The sequence below is a fragment of the Embleya australiensis genome (genome assembly GCF_051903075.1).
GTDB lineage: Bacteria > Actinomycetota > Actinomycetes > Streptomycetales > Streptomycetaceae > Embleya.
In genome coordinates, this window is the sequence record NZ_CP182422.1 from 6973559 (window position 1) to 6991504 (window position 17946).

General features: G+C 74.2%; 4 protein-coding genes. All 4 read left to right on the top strand.

Annotated elements, in window-relative coordinates; translation table 11 throughout:
- The first annotated feature begins 63 nt into the window (after nucleotides 1–63).
- On the top strand, nucleotides 64–10317 hold the full coding sequence (locus ACMXN5_RS30005; RefSeq protein ID WP_439677872.1) for a type I polyketide synthase: 10254 nt from the start codon (nucleotides 64–66) through the stop codon (nucleotides 10315–10317).
- 86 nt (nucleotides 10318–10403) lie between these two features.
- Nucleotides 10404–16199 (top strand): SDR family NAD(P)-dependent oxidoreductase, encoded by a 5796-nt coding sequence (locus tag ACMXN5_RS30010; protein ID WP_439677873.1) that lies wholly within the window; start codon nucleotides 10404–10406, stop codon nucleotides 16197–16199.
- Complete coding sequence (locus ACMXN5_RS30015; protein WP_439677874.1) at nucleotides 16196–16732, top strand: nuclear transport factor 2 family protein; 537 nt, start codon at nucleotides 16196–16198, stop codon at nucleotides 16730–16732. Before ACMXN5_RS30010 ends, ACMXN5_RS30015 begins: the two co-directional genes overlap by 4 nt.
- Nucleotides 16729–17907, top strand: a complete 1179-nt coding sequence (locus tag ACMXN5_RS30020) for a cytochrome P450 family protein (protein WP_439677875.1) — start codon at nucleotides 16729–16731, stop codon at nucleotides 17905–17907. Before ACMXN5_RS30015 ends, ACMXN5_RS30020 begins: the two co-directional genes overlap by 4 nt.
- The last annotated feature ends 39 nt before the right edge of the window (nucleotides 17908–17946 follow it).

Below are 17946 nucleotides of genomic sequence, written 5' to 3' on the forward strand. Positions count from 1 at the left end.
ATCGACGACCGATCGCGGGGCTGGGACTCTCCCGTCCTCCTGAACAGGCAAGGAGAAGCACCGATGGCGAACGAGGACAAGCTCCGCGACTATCTGCGCCGGGCCACCACCGAACTCCAGGAAACCCGAGCGCGGTTGCGCGAGACCGAGGACAAGTGGCACGAACCGCTCGCCATCGTCGGCATGCACTGCCGCTACCCGGGCGGGGTGGCCTCGCCGGACGACCTGTGGGACCTGGTCGACGCGGGCACCGACGCGATCACCGGACTGCCCCCGGGCCGGGGCTGGGAGGTGGACGAGGCCGCGAACGGGACGTCGTACCGGGGCGGCTTCCTGACCGACGCGGCCGACTTCGACGCCGACTTCTTCGGCATCTCGCCGCGCGAGGCGTTGGCCATGGATCCACAGCAGCGGGTGCTCCTGGAGGCGTCCTGGACGGTCTTCGAGCACGCCGGGATCGATCCGACCACGCTGCGCGGCAGTCGTACCGGGGTGTTCGTCGGGGTGATCGCCAGTGACTACCTGTCGCGGCTTGCCCGAGTGCCCAAGGAGGTCGAGGGTCATCTGCTGACCGGCAGCCTGGTCAGCGTGGCGTCCGGTCGTCTCGCCTACCACTTCGGGCTGGAGGGCGCGGCGGTCACCGTGGACACCGCCTGCTCGTCCTCGCTGGTCGCGGTACACCTGGCCGGCCAGGCGCTGCGGGCGGGCGAGTGTGACCTGGCCCTGGTCGGCGGGGCCACCGTCCTGGCCACTCCCGGTGCGTTCGACGAGTTCTCCCGGCAGCAGGGCCTGGCCGGCGACGGTCGTTGCAAGTCGTTCGCGGCCGGCGCCGACGGCACCGGCTGGAGCGAGGGCGTGGGCCTGCTGCTGATGGAGCGGCTGTCCGACGCGCGCCGCAACGGACACCGGGTGCTCGCGGTGGTGCGCGGCTCGGCGGTCAACCAGGACGGCGCCTCGAACGGACTGACCGCGCCGAACGACCTGGCCCAGGAGCGGGTGATCCGGCAGGCGCTGGCCAATGCCCGACTGGCCGCGAGCGACGTGGACGCGGTGGAGGCGCACGGCACCGGCACCCGACTCGGTGACCCGATCGAGGCCCAGGCGCTGCTGGCGACCTACGGTCAGGACCGGCCGGCCGCGCGGCCGTTGCGGCTGGGCTCGATCAAGTCGAACATCGGCCACGCCCAGGCGGCGGCCGGGGTGGCGGGCGTGATCAAGATGGTGCAGGCGCTGCGGCGCGGTGTACTGCCGCGCACGCTGCACGTGGACGAGCCGACGCCGCACGTGGACTGGTCCGCCGGGCGGGTGGCGCTGCTGACCGAGCCGATGGCGTGGCCGGCGGGCGAACGGGTGCGCCGCGCGGGGGTGTCCTCGTTCGGGGTGAGCGGGACCAACGCGCACGTGATCGTGGAGGAGGCGCCGCCGGTCGAGGACCCGGTCGATGCCGCCGATCCGGCCCGGCCCCTCGGCGGGGTGACGCCGTGGGTGGTGTCGGCGCGCACCGACGACGGCCTGCGGGCCCAGGTGGAGCGGTTGCGGGAGTGGGCGATCGAGCATCCGGAGGCCGATCCGGTCGACGTGGGCCGGTCGTTGGCCTCGGGTCGGGCACTGTCCGGCCACCGGGCCGTGGTGCTCGGACGGGACGCGGCGGAGCTGGCCGAGGGGTTGTCCGCCGTGGTGGACGGCGAGCCCGAGGCGATCGTGGGCGAGGCCCGACGCGGATCGGGCGGTACCGCCGTGTTGTTCACCGGGCAGGGGGTGCGTTCGCGCGGAATGGCGCGCGAACTGCACGCTGAGTTCCCGGTGTTCGCGGCGGCGCTGGACGAGGTGTGTGCCGCGTTCGACGCGGTGTTGCCGTTCTCGGTACGCGACGTGCTGCTCGCGGAGGGCGAGGACGGCGGCGAGGACGGTGACGGCGTCGAGGACACCGGTGTGGCGCAACCGGCCTTGTTCGCCTACGAGGTGGCGCTGTACCGGTTGTGGACCTCGTGGGCGGCGGAGCCCGACGCGGTGGCCGGGCATTCGCTCGGCGAGGTCGTCGCGGCGTATGTGGCCGGGGTGTTCTCGCTCGCCGACGCCACCACGTTCGTCGCGGCCCGCGCCGCGCTGATGAGCGCGCTGCCGCCCGGGGGCGCGATGGTCGCGGTGGGCACGTCGGAGAGCGCGGCGGCCCGGTTGCTCGCCGACCATCCGGGAGTGGGCATCGCGGCGGTGAACGGGCCGACCGGCGTGGTGCTTTCCGGCGAGGCGGCGGCCGTGGCGGAGGTGGCCCGGGTGTGTGCCGAGCGCGGACTGCGCATCTCCCGGCTGCGGGTGTCGCATGCGTTCCACTCGGCGCTGATGGAACCGATGCTGGACGAACTGGCCCAGGTGGTCTCGGGATTGACGCTGCGTCCGGCACGGATGGCGATCGGGTCGAACGTGACCGGCCGGATCGGGTCGGCGGAGCAGTTGTGCGATCCGCGTTATTGGGTGGACCACGTGCGGCGCGCGGTGCGCTTCGGCGATGTGCTGGACGCGCTGCGCGCCGACGGGGTGCGCACGTTCGTCGAGATCGGGCCGGACGCCGCGTTGACCCCGATGGTCGCCGACGTCACGGTCGACGCGGACGACGTGGTGGCGGTCGCCACCCGGCGGCGCGACCGCGACCCGGTGACGGGTGTGGTCGAGGCGCTGGCCCGGGTGTTCGTGCGCGGCGCGGCGGTGGACTGGGCGGCGCTGGTGCCCGGGCGGTGGGTCGAGCTGCCCACGTACGCCTTCACCCGGCGGCGCTTCTGGCTGGACGCCGGCACCGGCGCGGGCGACCCGACCGGCCTGGGGCAGGGGACGGTGGATCACCCGCTGCTCGGCGCGGTGGTCGGCCTGGCCGATGGACACGGTTCGCTGTTCACCGGGCGGTTGTCCCTGGACACCCATCCGTGGCTGGCCGATCACGTCGTCCTGGACACCGTTCTGCTGCCCGGGACCGCGTTTCTGGAACTGGCCCTGCACACCGGACGCCGGGTGGGCTGCGACCGGGTCGAGGAACTGTCCCTGGAGACCCCGCTCGCGTTCGGCGAGCGCGGTGGTTGCCAGGTGCAGGTATGGATCGAGGCGGCCGGCGCCGACGAACGGCGGAGGGCGATCACCATCCACTCCCGGCCGGACGACGGCGACGGTGACGGCGACGAGGCGTGGATCCGCAACGCGGTAGGCACGGTCGCGCCGGTCGAGGACGAGGCGCCCGCCGACGCCGTAGCCGACCCGACCCCCTGGCCGCCGACGGGCGCGATACCCGTGCCGATCGACGACTTCTATCCCTGGCTGGCCGACAACGGAGTCGCCTACGGGCCGTGCTTTCGGGCGGTGCGCGCGGTCTGGCGTCGCGGGGAGGAGATCTTCGGCGAGATCGCACTCCCCGAGCAGGTCGGGTACGAGGCCGACCGGTTCGGCGTGCACCCCGCGCTGATGGACGCCACCCAACACCTGCTCGGAGTGGCCGCGTTCGCGAACCCGGCGGAGACCGAGGGCGGCGGTTTGGCGCTGCCGTTCTCGTGGCGTGAGGTACGGCTGCACACTCCCGGCGCGGCCGCGGTGCGGGCGCGGGTGGTGCGGACCGGGCCGGAGTCGGTGACGCTGAGTCTGGCCGACGAGGACGGCCGACCCGTCGCCGAGGTCGAGTCGCTGGCCGTGCGGCCGATCTCGGCCGAACAACTACGCAGCTCCACGGCGGGTCGCCGCGACCCGCTGTACACGCTGCGCTGGACGCCGCTGTCCCGGCCGTCGGCCGCGCCGGGGCCCGGATCCCCGGCGATCATCGCCGAGTCGGGCTCGGGGGACCCGTTCGCGGGCCGGCTCGGCGGCACCGTACATCCCGATCTGACCGCGCTCGGCGACGCGGTGGACGCCGGGCTGCCGGCGCCCGGGGTCGTCGTCCTCGCGTGGCCCACGATCCCGGCCGGACCGCTCGGCGACGTGCCGGACCCGGACGACGTACACGCCGCCGTACACCGGGCGTTGGCGACTGTGCAGACCTGGCTCGGGGACGAGCGCTTCACCGGCGCCCGCCTCGTCGTGGTCACCCGGGGTGCGGTCGCCGTCGCGGACGAGGAGGTACACGATCCGGCCGCCGCCGCCGTCGGCGGCCTGGTCCGGTCGGCCCAGTCCGAGCACCCGGACCGGCTCGTCCTCGTCGACCTGGACGACGACGCGGCCTCGCCCGAGGCGCTGCTCGCCGCGACCGGCGCGGGCGAACCGCAACTCGCGGTACGCGCCGGGGTGGCGTACCTGCCCAGGCTCACCCGGACACCCGCGATCGAGCCGAGCACGCCGCTGTTCACGCCCGACGGCACGACCCTGGTCACCGGCGGCACGGGAGCACTCGGCGCCCTGGTCGCCCGGCACCTGGTGGTCGCCCACGGGGTGCGCCGGCTGCTCCTGGTCAGCCGGCGCGGGATCGCCGCGCCCGGCGCCGGGTCGCTCGCCGCCGAACTCACCGGCCTGGGCGCAACGGTCGACGTGGTGGCCTGCGACGTGTCGGACCGGGCCGACCTGGCCAAGAAGCTGGCCGCGATCCCGTCCGCACACCCGCTGTCCGCGGTGGTGCACGTCGCGGGCGTGGTCGACGACGGGGTGATCGGAGCACTGACGCCCGAGCGGGTGGACCGGGTATTGCGGCCCAAGGTCGACGCGGCGCTGCACCTGCACGAGTTGACCCGGGACGCGGACCTGACCGCCTTCGTGCTGTTCTCCTCGGTGGCCGGGGTGATCGGCAGCCTCGGACAGGCGAACTACGCGGCCGGCAACGCCTTCCTGGACGCCTTCGCGCAGCGGCGACGCGCGCTCGGGCTGCCCGCGGTGTCCATGGCCTGGGGGTTGTGGGCCGAGGAAAGCGGGCTGATGCGCGCGCAGTTCGCCGAGACCGACCGGCAACGCATCAACCGCAGCGGCGTATTGCCGCTGTCCGACGAACAGGGCCTGGCGCTGTTCGACGCGGCCCTCGCGCACGGCGAGCCGATCCTGGCCCCGGTCCGTTTGGACCTGACCGCGCTGCGCCGCCTGGAAGACGAACTCCCCGCGATCCTGCGCGGATTGGTGGCCACCTCGCGCCGCGACGGCGCCCGCCCCGGCGCGGCGGACACCCGTCGACTGGCCCAGCGGCTCGCCGGCCGCTCCGAGCCGGAGCAACTGCGCCTGCTCACCGAACTGACCCGCGCCCAGGCCGCCGTGGTGCTCGGCCACGCGGGCGCCGACGCGGTCGCCGCCGATCGTGCGTTCACCGAACTGGGCTTCGACTCGCTCACCGCGCTGGAGATGCGCAATCGGCTCAACACGGTCACCGGCCTGCGACTTCCCGCCACGGTGCTGTTCGACTATCCCAACGCCGCCGCGCTGGCCCGCTTCCTGCGCGCCGAGACGCTGCGCGTACCGCAGTACACCCAGGCGGCGGCGAACTCTGCGGCCAAGGCCCGGACTTCGGACGAGCCGATCGCGATCGTGGCGATGAGCTGCCGCTACCCGGGCGGCATCGATACTCCCGAGGAGTTGTGGCGCTGCGTCGCCGGCGGAGTGGACCTGACCTCGCCGTTCCCGACCGACCGTGGCTGGGATCTGGGTGCGCTGTACGACCCCGACCCGGACCGCTCCGGGCGCTGCTACACCCGCGAGGGCTCGTTCATGCGCGACATCGACCGCTTCGACGCCGAACTGTTCGGGATCTCCCCGCGCGAGGCGCTGGCCATGGACCCGCAACAGCGCCTGCTTTTGGAGACCTCCTGGGAGGCGTTCGAACGCGCGGGCATCGACCCGGCCTCGCTGCGTGGGAGCAACACGGCGGTATTCGCGGGCCTGATGTACGCGGACTACGCCGCGGGTCGCGTGGGCGACGTCGGTGACGAGTTGGAGGCGTACATCGGCAACGGCAACTCGTTCGGTGTGGCCTCCGGCCGGGTCGCCTACACGCTGGGCCTGGAGGGCCCGGCGGTGACGGTGGACTCGGCCTGCTCGTCCTCGCTGGTCGCGCTGCACTGGGCGGCACACGCGCTGCGCAGCGGGGAATGTGATCTCGCGCTGGCGGGCGGGGCGACGGTGATGTCCACGCCCAGTGTCTTCGTGGAGTTCGCCCGGCAGCGCGGCCTGGCGCCCGACGGCCGGTGCAAGTCGTTCGCCGCGGCGGCCGACGGCACGGCGTGGGGCGAGGGCATCGGCATGTTGCTGGTGGAGCGGCTGGCCGACGCGCGCCGCAACGGGCATCCGGTCCTCGCGGTGCTGCGGGGTTCGGCGATCAACCAGGACGGCGCCTCCAACGGCCTCACCGCGCCCAACGGTCCGTCGCAACAGCGGGTGATTCGGCAGGCGTTGGCGAACGCCGGGCTGGCGACGGCGGATGTGGACGCGGTCGAGGCGCACGGCACCGGGACGGTGCTCGGCGACCCGATCGAGGCCCAGGCGCTGCTGGCCACCTACGGTCAGGACCGGCCGGCGGAACGGCCGCTGTGGCTGGGCTCGATCAAGTCGAACTTCGGCCACACCCAGGCGGCGGCCGGGGTGGCCGGGGTGATCAAGATGGTGATGGCGATGCGGCACGGGATGTTGCCGCCGACGCTGCACGTGGACGAACCCTCGCCGCACGTGGACTGGTCGACCGGGCGGGTCGAACTACTCGCCAAGGGGCGGCCGTGGCCCGAGGTGGGCCGGGCCCGCCGGGTGGCGGTGTCCTCGTTCGGGATCAGCGGGACCAACGCGCACGTCATCCTCGAACAGGCCGACGAGGAGCCGGAACCCGCCGCCCGGACCACGGCCGGCACCGGGATCGGTGGGGTGCTGCCGTGGGTGCTCTCGGCCCGGACCGAGGCGGGCGTCCGGGCCCAGGCGGCCCGGCTGCGGGACTGGGCCGGGGCCCGGCCCGAGGTCGATCCGGCCGACGTGGGCTGGTCGTTGGCGTCGGGACGGGCCGTGTTCGAGCGGCGCGCGGTGGTGTGGGGCCGGGACGGCGCGGAGTTGACGGCGGGCCTGGACGCGCTGGCGGCCGGGCGGGACGCGGGAGCACGTGCCGTGCCGGCCGGCCGCACCGGCGTGTCGGGCGAGGTGGCCGTCGGGCCGGTATTCGTGTTTCCCGGTCAGGGCTCGCAGTGGGTCGGCATGGCGGCGGAACTGCTGACCTGCTGCCCGGTGTTCGCCGAGTCCGTGGCGGAGTGCGCGGCGGCGATGGATCCGCTGCTGGCCGACTGGGCACTGCTCGACGTGCTCCGGGACGCGTCCGCCGCGCTGTTGGAGCGGGTGGATGTGATCCAGCCCGTGTTGTTCGCCGTGATGGTCGGCCTGGCCCGCTGGTGGGAGTCGTGCGGGGTGCGGCCGAGCGCGGTGATCGGGCACTCCCAGGGGGAGATCGCAGCGGCGCATGTGGCGGGCTTCCTGTCCCTGGAGGACGCGGTCCGGATCGTGGTGCTGCGCAGCCGGGCACTGCGGGGGCTGGCGGCCGACGGTGACGGGATGTTGTCGGTGGGCGTGTCCGCCGAGCGTGGCCGCGAACTCGTCGCACGCATCGAGGGATTGTCCCTGGCGGCGGTCAACGGGCCCGGCAGCGTGGTGCTTTCCGGGCCGGTCGAGGGCCTGGCCCCGATCGCGGCCGAGTGCGAGCGCGACGGGGTTCGGGCGCGGTGGATCCCGGTGGACTACGCCTCGCACTCGGCGCGGATGGACGACGTACGCGAGGTATTGGCCGAGTCGCTGGCGGGGGTGGAGCCGGGGATCGGGCGGGTGCCGATGTACTCGACCGTGAGCGGGCTGAAGGTCACCGATCCGGCGGACCTGGCCGGCGAGTACTGGTTCGAAAACCTGCGCCGCACCGTGCAGTTGGCCACGGCGGTCGGCGCGGCGGCGGCCGACGGGCACACCGTGTTCGTCGAATGCAGCCCGCACCCCGGTCTGGTGGTGCCGCTCGGCGACACCCTCGACGCCCTCGGCAGCACGTCCGGCACGGTCCTGGAGACGCTGCGCCGGGGCGAGGGCGGCCCCGAACGGCTGATCGCGGCACTGGCTGCGGCGTTCGTGAGCGGCCTGCCGGTCGACTGGGCCGGGCTGCTGCACCACGACGGGGTCCGGCGGGTACAACTGCCGACGTACCCCTTCCAGGGGCGCCGCTTCTGGCTCGAACCGGACATGGGCACGGCGCTGCCCGGCCGGGCGACACCCGCACCGGTGGTGGGCGACACCGAGGACAGCAGGCTGTGGGAGGCGCTGGAGGCGGCGGGCGCCGAGGACCTGGCGGCCGAGTTGGACGTGGCGGCGGACGCGCCGCTGAGCGACGTGCTGCCGGCGCTGACGTCCTGGCGGGCGCGGCGGCGGGCGGACGCGACGGTGCGGTCCTGGCGGTACGGGGTGCGGTGGGAGCCGTGGGCGGCGCCGGCCGCCTCCGCCGACGGGATGGGGCGCCTGGTGCTCGTCGCTCCGGACGGGGAGATCGCGGACGTGCTCGCGGGTGCGTTGGCCGAGTGCGGTGCCGAAGTGGTGGTGCTGTCCGCGGAGGGGGAGCGGACCACGTTGGCGCGGCGGCTCGCGGCGATCGGCGAGGAGGGTGTGCCGGCCGGGGTGGTGTCGTTGTCGGCGGTGGGTTGCGCCGCCGACGCGGACCCCGTGTCCGCGCTCGCGCCGGTGCTCACGCTGGTGCAGGCGTTGGGCGACGCCGGGATCGAGGCACCGCTGTGGGTACTGACGCGGGGCGCGGTGTCGGTGCTGGGCGAGGAACCGGCCGGCCTGGCGGGTGCGGCCGTGCAGGGGCTCGGGCGGGTGGTCGGGCTGGAGCATCCCGGGCGGTGGGGTGGGCTGATCGACCTGCCGGAGGTGATGGACGGCAGGGCGGCGCAGACGCTGGCGGGCATCCTGGCGGCCGGTACGGGCGGCACCGACTCGGGCGAGGACGAGATCGCGATTCGGCCGCTGGGGGTGTTCGTCCGGCGCCTGGCGCGGATGGCCGGGCCGGTGGGGAACGGGACGAGCCGGTGGCGGCCCGGTGGTACGGCGTTGGTCACCGGCGGTACCGGTGCGCTGGGCGGGCGGGTCGCGCGGTGGCTGGTCCGCGAGGGTGTCGAGCGGGTGGTGCTGGCCGGCCGGCGTGGACCCGAGGCGCCCGACGCGGACCGACTGCGTGAGGAACTGGCGGCGGCGGGGGCCGAGGTGGCGGTGCTCGCCTGTGACCTGGGCGATCGGGACGCGGTGGCCGCGCTGTTGGCGGAGGTACGGGCCGGCGGCCGACGGATCGACACCGTCGTACACGCGGCCGGCGCGGTGGTGGTCGGCCCGCTGGCGGACAGCACCGTCGCGGATCTCGCCGACGCCTCGGCGGCCAAGGTGGGCGGCGCGCTGCTCCTGGACGAGTTGTCGCGGGCCGACGAGCCCGACACCGTGGTGCTGTTCTCCTCCGCCGCCGGGGTGTGGGGCGGCGCGGGGCAGGGGGCGTACGCGGCGGCGAACGCCTGCCTCGACACGATCGCCGAGCGGCGCCGGGCGCGCGGGCTGCGTACGGTCTCGATCGCGTGGGGGCAGTGGGCCGGCGGCGGGATGGCCGACGGCGCGGCCGGCGCGCATTTGGATCGGATCGGAGTACCGGCGATGGACCCCGATCGGGCCTTGGAGGCGCTGCGGCAGATCCTTGACGAGGACCTGACCTGCGTCACCGTGGCCGACGTGGACTGGCCGAGGTTCGCCGCCGGGTACACGGCGGCCCGGCAGCGACCGCTGATCGCGGACGTGGTGGCGGCGGAGGTCGTGGCGGCGCCGGCCGCCGAAACGCGCGGGGCGGCCGAGTCGGACGGTCCGAGTGTGTGGCGGGCCCGACTGGCCGAACTGGGCGCGGCGGAGCGGGAGGCGGAACTGCTCGCGCTGGTCCGTACCGAGGTCGCCGCGCAGTTGGGCCACGCCGACCCGGCCGCGATCGAACCCGAACGTCCCTTCCGCGACCTCGGGTTCGACTCGCTCGCGGCGGTGGGCCTGCGCAACCGACTGACCGAGACCATCGGTCTCCGACTGCCCAGCACGCTGGTCTTCGACCACCCGACAGCCGTTGCGCTGGCCGCGCACATCGACGGCGAACTCTTCGGCGAGACCGCCGGAACGGTCTCGGTCTTCGCCGAACTGGACCGCCTGGAAGCGGCGCTCGGCGAACTGGGCGGCGACTTCGCCGAACGGGGCAGGGTCGGTGCCAGGTTGGCCGAACTCGCCGGGAAATGGCGGGAGATCGAGGCCGCGAGCCGGAAGGCCGAGCCCGAGGAAGCCGACTTCGCGGCAGCGGAGGACGAGGAGATGTTCGACATGCTCGGAAAGGAGTTCGGCATCTCCTGAGCGGGGCCGGCGACGACCGCCGGTCACGGGTCCCGACGGCACACGGCTCGATCAGGTTCGACCAGGCAGAGGACGGACGTACGGACATGTCGAACGAAGAACGGCTGCGGCACTTCCTCCGGGAGACCGCCACGGATCTGCGCCGCACCAAGCAGCGGCTGCACGAGGTGGAGTCGGCCGCCCGCGAGCCGGTGGCGATCGTGGCGATCGGGTGCCGACTGCCGGGCGGCGTACGCTCCGCCGAGGACCTGTGGGAGCTGGTGCGGACCGGGACGGACGCGATCGCCGGCTTCCCGTGCGACCGGGGCTGGGACCCGGCGAACGTCTACGCGGACCTGCCGGGCGGCGAGGGCGGCGCGGGTGGTTCGGCCCGGTCCGGCGGGTCGACCACCCGGCAGGGCGGATTCGTCTATGACGCGGCCGAGTTCGACGCCGAATTCTTCGGCGTCTCGCCGCACGAGGCGTTGGCGATGGACCCGCAGCAGCGGCTGCTCCTGGAGACCGCGTGGGAGACCTTCGAACGGGCCGGCATCGATCCGCTGTCGATGCGGCGCAGCCGGACCGGCGTGTTCGTCGGCGCCGGCGCGCTCGGCTACGGCGGCGGGATGCGGGCGGACAACGCCGAGATCCAGGCCCATCGGGTCACCGGCGGATCGATGTCCGTGGTGTCGGGGCGGATCGCCTACACGCTCGGTCTGGAGGGCCCGGCGGTCACCCTGGACACGGCGTGTTCGTCGTCGCTGGTGGCGCTGCACCTGGCGGCGCACGCGCTGCGCTCGGGGGAGTGCGACCTGGCCCTGGCCGGGGGCGTCACGGTGATGGCCCGGCCGACCGCCTTCGTGGAGTTCTCCCGCCAGGGCGGATTGGCGTCGGACGGCCGGTGCCGGTCGTTCGCGGCGGCGGCGGACGGCACCGGGTGGGGTGAGGGTGTCGGGCTGCTGCTGGTGGAGCGGTTGTCGGACGCGCGGCGCAATGGGCATCCCGTACTGGCGGTGCTGCGCGGCTCGGCGGTGAACCAGGACGGGGCGTCGAACGGGTTGACCGCGCCGAACGGTCCGTCGCAACAGCGGGTGATTCGGCAGGCGTTGGCGGCGGCGGGCCTGTCGGCCGCCGATGTGGACGCGGTGGAGGCGCACGGGACCGGGACGGTGCTCGGCGACCCGATCGAGGCGCACGCGCTGTTGGCCACCTACGGGCGGGATCGGCCCGCGGATCGGCCGCTGTGGCTGGGGTCGGTCAAGTCCAACATCGGGCACACCCAGTCCGCGGCCGGGGTCGCCGGGGTGATCAAGATGGTGATGGCCCTGCGGCACGGGCTGCTGCCGCGCACCCTGCATGTGGACCGGCCGTCGCCGCACGTGGACTGGGCCTCGGGACGGGTCGAGCTGCTGACCGACGAGGTGCCGTGGCCCGCGGGCGTTCGGGTGCGTCGGGCGGGCGTGTCGTCGTTCGGGATCAGCGGGACGAACGCGCATGTGGTCCTGGAGGAGGCGCCGGCGGTCGAGGGGGAGTCCGGAGAGGTGAGCGAACCCGCGCCTGGGGTGGGTGGGTTGATCCCGTGGGTGGTGTCGGCGCGCTCACCGGAGGCGTTGCGCGCGCAGGCGGCGCGGTTGCGGGAGCTGGGGGTCTCGGATCCGGCGGACGTCGGTCGGTCGTTGGTGATGGGACGGGCGTTGCTCGACCATCGGGCGGTGGTGCTGGGCCGGGACGCCGCCGAATTGGGGCGTGGGTTGGCCGCGTTGGCGGCGGGGTCCTCGGGTGCGGTCGAGCCGTCGGAGGGGGGAACTCCGGTCGTGGTGACCGGGAATGTGCCGCGAGCGGGTGGTGCGGGTGGTCGGGTCGCCGGGCGGGGTGCGGTGGTGTTCACCGGGCAGGGGGGCCGGTTGCCCGAGATCGGGCGGGAACTGTACGCGGCGTTCCCGGTGTTCGCCCGCGCGCTGGACGAGGTGGGTGCGGCGTTCGACGCGGTGGTGCCGTTCTCGGTCCGGGACGTGTTGCTCGGCGTGGAGGGCACGGTCGGCGTCGACGCCGAGGACACCGGGGTGGCCCAGCCGGTGTTGTTCGCGTTCGAGGTGGCGCTGTACCGGTTGTGGAGTTCGCTGGGGTCGGTCCCGGACTTCGTGGTCGGACACTCGTTGGGTGGGATCGTCGCGGCGCATGTGGCGGGGGTGTTCTCGCTCGCGGACGCGGTGGCGTTCGTCGCGGCGCGGGCCCGGTTGATGAGCGCGTTGCCGGGCGGGGGCGCGATGCTCGCGGTGGGGGCGAGTGAGGCGCAGGTCACCGCGCTGTCGAGTGGGCTGCCGGTGTCGATCGCGGCGGTCAACGGACCGGCGAGTGTGGTGGTTTCGGGCGCGGTGGCGGCGGTGGACGAGGTGGCGGCGCGGTGTGCGGTGCGCAGTTGGCGCAGTTCGCGGTTGCGGGTCTCGCACGCCTTCCATTCGGTGCTGATGGAGCCGATGTTGGCCGAACTGCGCGACGTGTTGGGCCGGTTGTCGTTCGGGGCGCCGGAGATCGGGTTGGTGTCGGACACCACCGGGTGCGTCGCTGCGGCCGAGGATGTGGGCGATCCGGAGTACTGGGTGCGGCATGTGCGCGACGCGGTGCGGTTCGCGGATGCGGTCGGCACGCTGCGTGAGCGGGGTGTGGCCACCTTCGTGGAACTGGGTCCGGACGCGGCGCTGACCGCGATGGTGGCCGAGTGCACGGCGGGTGCGGGCGAGGTGCTGGGGGTGCCGGCCCAGCGGCGTGGCCGACCGGCCGTGGCGACGCTGGCCGGCGCGCTGGCCACGGCGTTCGTGCGGGGGCTGCCGGTGGACTGGGTCGGGGCTCTCGGCGGCCCGGGCGGGCAGCGGGTGGAGCTGCCGACCTACGCGTTCCAGGGGCGGCGCTACTGGCTGGAGCCGGCGAAGGCTGCGGCGACGCCGGCCGGGCCGGATTCGGGGGACGAGCCCCTGTGGGACGCGGTGGAGCGGGCCGGGGCGGACGAACTGGCCGCGATCCTGGCGGTGTCCGAGGACGCCACGCTGCGCGAGGTGGTGCCGGCGCTGTCGTCCTGGCGAGCCCGGCGGCGGGTGGACGCGACGGCCGCGTCGTGGCGCTACGCGGTGCGGTGGGAGCCGTGGGCGGGTGGACCCCCCGATACGGCCGCGTTGTCCGGGCGTTGGCTGCTCGTGCACCCGGCGGAGAGCGACCTGGCGGACGCGGTGGCCCGGGAGTTGACCGAGCGTGGCGCGGAGGTGGTGCGGGTCGGGGATGAGGGCATCGGACCGCATGTCGGTAGCGAACCCGTCGCCGGGGTGGTGTCGTTGATCGGCTCCGGCTCCGGCTCCGGCTCCGGCTCGGGCGCCGGTTCGGGCCCGTACTCGGGCTTCGGTTCCGGTCGGGGCTCGGGCTCCGCTTCGGGTTCGGGCTCGTACTCGGGCTTCGGGTCCGGTCCGGGCTCGGGCTCGGGCGCCGGTTCCGGTTCGGGCTCCGGCTCTGGTTCGAGTTCCCGGACCGGTTCGCGGCCGGATTCGGGTTTGCGCCCGGGTGACGACTGTGCCGACCTCGTGGCCGCCGTGGTGGCGATGGGCGAAGTGCTCGCTGACCTGCGCCGGTTCGAGGTCGCCGCCCCCCTCTGGTGTGTGACCCGGGCGGCCGTGTCGGTCCTGGGCGAGGACCTGGCCAATCCCGTGGGCGCCGGCCTGTGGGGCAGGGGCCTGGTGGCGAGCCTGGAGCAACCCGGGTGCTGGGGCGGCCTGGTCGACCTGCCGGCCGCCGCGGACGCCCGCGCGCTGGGGGTGCTGGCCACGATCCTGGCCGGGACTTCGGCCGAGGACCAGTTCGCCATCCGCCCGCTGGGCGTGTTCACCCGGCGGCTGACCCCACTGCCGGCCGAGGGCTCGGACCGGGTGGTGCGTACCCGCGAAGCGGCGCTGATCACCGGCGGCACTGGCGTGTTGGGCGCGCACGCCGCCCGCTGGCTGGTCGCGCACGGCACCGAGCGGGTGATCCTGCTCGGCCGACGCGGCGCGCGCGCACCCGGATTCGATGCGCTGCGGGCCGACCTGGAGGCGGCAGGCGCCGAGGTGGTGCCGATCGCCTGCGACCTGAGCGCGCCCGACGCGGCGGACCGGCTGCGTGCCGCGCTGCCCGCGACGGGTGCGCCGATCCGTACCGTCGTACACGCGGCGGGCGTGCCCGGATCGCCCACCGCGACCGGCGCCGACGCCGTCGCGGACACCGTCACCGCCAAGGTCGCCGGCGCGCTGGCCCTGGACACGCTCTTCGGGGCGGACCAGGCCCTGGACGCGTTCGTGCTCTACTCGTCCGGCGCGGGGGTGTGGGGCGGCGCCGGACAGGGCGCCTACGCGGCGGCCAACGCCTTCCTGGACGCGCTCGCCGTACGCCGTCGGCAACGCGGCCTGCCCGCCACGGCGATCGCGTGGGGTCCGTGGGTGGCCGGCGGGATGGCGGACGGCGAGGGCGAACGGCTCCTGGCCCGGGTCGGCGTACGGGCGATGGACCCGGCCGCGGCGCTGAGCGCACTGGGCCGGGCCCTGGTCGAGGACCTCACCTGCGTGACCGTGGCCGACCTGGACCGGCCCCGGTTCGCGGCGGGCTACACCTCCGCCCGTCCCCGGCCGCTGATCGCCGACCTGATCGACGCGGAGCCGCCGGTCGAAGCCGCCGCGCCGACCCGGCCCGGCGGGGCGTGGGACCCGGCGGTGACCCGCTCGCCCGCCCGGCTCGCGGCCGAACTGCTCGACCTGGTCCGCGCCGAGGTCGCCGCGCAACTCGGCCACGCGGGCGTCGAGGCGATCGAACCCGACCGGCCGTTCCGCGACCTCGGCTTCGACTCGCTGGCCGCCGTCGGACTGCGCAACCGCGTCGCCGAGGCCACCGGGGTACACCTGGCCGGCACCCTGATCTACGACCACGAGACGCCCTCGGCCCTGGCCGCACACCTGGCCGACGCCCTGCGCGAGGGTGCGCCCGCGACCCGCCCCGTGCCGACGGAACCGGGCGGCGCCGAGGACTCGAACGAAATGCTCGGCACGGTCTACCGCAAACTCGCCCTGCTCGGCCGGATGGACGACGCGGAATCGCTCCTGGTCGGCGCGGCCGGCCTGCGGCAGACCTTCGAGGACCCGAACCGGCTCCCGGAGACACCCGGCTTCACCAGGCTCGCGCGCGGACCGGCCCGGCCCCGGGTGATCTGCTTCCCGCCGTTCGCGCCGGTCGAGGGCGCCATCCAGTTCGGCCGGCTGGCGGGTACGTTCGAGGGCCGGCACGACACGGCCGTGGTGACCGTACCTGGCTTCCGGCCCGGCGAGCCGCTGGCCGCCTCGCTGGACGTGCTGCTCGACCTGCTGGCCGAGGCGACGCTGCGGTGCGCCGGGGACGACCCGTTCGCCGTGCTCGGCTACTCCTCCAGCGGCTGGCTCGCCCAAGGCGTGGCCACCCGCCTGGAGGCGACCGGCCGTACGCCCGCCGGGGTCGTACTGCTCGACACCTACCTGCCCGCCACGATGTCGCGGCGGATGCGCAAAGCGATGAACTACGAGGTGATCGTGCGCCGGCAGGCGTTCACCGCGCTCGACTACATCGGGCTGACCGCGATCGGCACCTACCGCCGGATGTTCCGGGGCTGGGAGCCCAAGCCCGGCTCCGCGCCGACGCTCGTGGTGCGGCCCTCGCGCTGCGTCCCGGGCTCGCCGGAGGAGCCGATGACCGGCGAGGACTGGCGTTCCACCTGGCCGTACGAGCACACCGCCGCCGAGGTGGAGGGCGACCACTGCACGATGATCGGCGAACACGCGGAGCAGACCGGTGCGGTGGTGCGCGCGTGGCTGGCCGGTGACAGGACGGTTTCGAACGACACGAGGGAAGGCACGGCATGACCGACCCGCGCTATCCGCGATACCCGCAACCCGGCTCCGTCGAGCATCTCGACGCGGAGTTCCTGGTGCATCGGGCCGCGATCCAGGATCTCGTCGCCGCGTACAGCCTGCTCTACGACGCGGGCGACTACGACGGGCTCGGCGACCTGTTCACGGAGGACGCGACATACGCGTTCACCCCGGCCCCCGAGGGATTTCCGCCCTCGGTGTCCGGCCGGGACAAGATCGTCGCGGCGATGGCCGCGCTGCGCGAGCACAACCTGCGCACCCGGGCCGCCCACCAGCGGCACTTCGTGACCAACACGGTGATCACCCGACTCGACGGCGACACCGCCGAGGCGCGGTCGCTGATGGCGGTCGCCTTCGCCCATCCGCTGGACGGCCGCCAGGAGTTCACCCGCAGCGGGGTGTACGCCGACGTGCTGACCCGGCAGGGGAGCCGATGGCGGATCGCCGACCGGCACCTGTGGTTGGCCGAGTTGCCGGCGCCGCGCCCCGGCGACACATCCGTTCCGGAGGAGAGTCGGCCATGATTCCCGTGCTCGAACTGGTCCAGATCTCCACCCTCCCCGACGCCGAGCGGGAACTGGAGCAACTGGCCCGGCGATACCCGATCATCCGCACCCGACAGGTCGGCGGCATCGAGGCGTGGACCGTGCTCGGCGCCGGGCTGACCCGGCAACTCCTCGGCGATCCACGGCTGTCCAACGACCTGCATACGCACGCGCCGCACGCGGCCCAGTCCGCCGACGGTCCGACCGTGCTGTTCGAGCAGGACAATCCGGACCACGCCCGCTACCGCCGCCTGGTCAGCGCCGCGTTCGCGTCGCGGGCCGTGCGTAACCTGGAACCGCGGATCGTCGACATCGCGCGCACACTGCTCGACCGGCTGCCGGCCGAGGGCGGCACGGTGGACATCGTCGAGGCGTTCGCCAACCCCTTCCCGCTGGAGGTGATCTGCGAACTGCTCGGGGTACCGATGGCGGACCGCGAGGTGTTCCGCACCCGGGTGGAGAACATGGACTCGCCCTCGACGGCGGTACGCCGCGCGGCGATGGACGCGTTCGTCGCCTACTGCGCCAACCTCGTCGACGCCAAGCGCACCGAGCCGACCGAGGACCTGCTGAGCGAGCTGGTACAGGCCGAACTCGACGACGGATCACGGCTGTCGGCCAACGAGCTGATCGGCTTCGGCTCCGTGCTGCTGTTCGCGGGGCACGTCACCACCGCCTACCTGATCGCCGCCGCACTGTACGAACTCATCACCCACGACGACCAGTTGGCCGCACTCCGGGCCGATCCCACGCTCGTCGAGGGCGCCGTCGAGGAGGCGCTGCGCTTTCGCGGCTCGTTGTTGTCCACCACGAACCGGGTGGCGCTGACCGACCTGGAGATCGGCGGCGTGCTCGTGCGCCGGGGCGACCTGGTGCGCTTCCTGCTCTCCGCCGCCAACCGCGACCCGGAGATCCGCGAGGACCCGCACACCTTCGACATCACCCGGTCCACCACCGCCCACCTGGGCTTCGGCCACGGCCCCCACTTCTGCCTCGGCCAACGCCTGGCCCGCCAGGAGATCAAGGTCGCCCTCACCGAGATCGTCACCCGCTTCCCGACCCTCGAACTGGCGGTCCCGGCGGAAAAGCTGCGCTGGCGCGCCTCGGACTTCCTGCGCGGCCTCGCCGAACTACCCCTGACATACGGCCCGTGACCACCGACGGGGGAAGGCGGCCCGGACCCGGGCCGCCCG

What these genes read in the sequence shown, in the direction of transcription:
- ACMXN5_RS30005 (WP_439677872.1), top strand. Translation starts at nt 64, where the DNA reads ATGGCGAACGAGGACAAGCTCCGCGACTATCTGCGCCGGGCCACCACC.
- ACMXN5_RS30010 (WP_439677873.1), top strand. Translation starts at nt 10,404, where the DNA reads ATGTCGAACGAAGAACGGCTGCGGCACTTCCTCCGGGAGACCGCCACG.
- ACMXN5_RS30015 (WP_439677874.1), top strand. Translation starts at nt 16,196, where the DNA reads ATGACCGACCCGCGCTATCCGCGATACCCGCAACCCGGCTCCGTCGAG.
- ACMXN5_RS30020 (WP_439677875.1), top strand. Translation starts at nt 16,729, where the DNA reads ATGATTCCCGTGCTCGAACTGGTCCAGATCTCCACCCTCCCCGACGCC.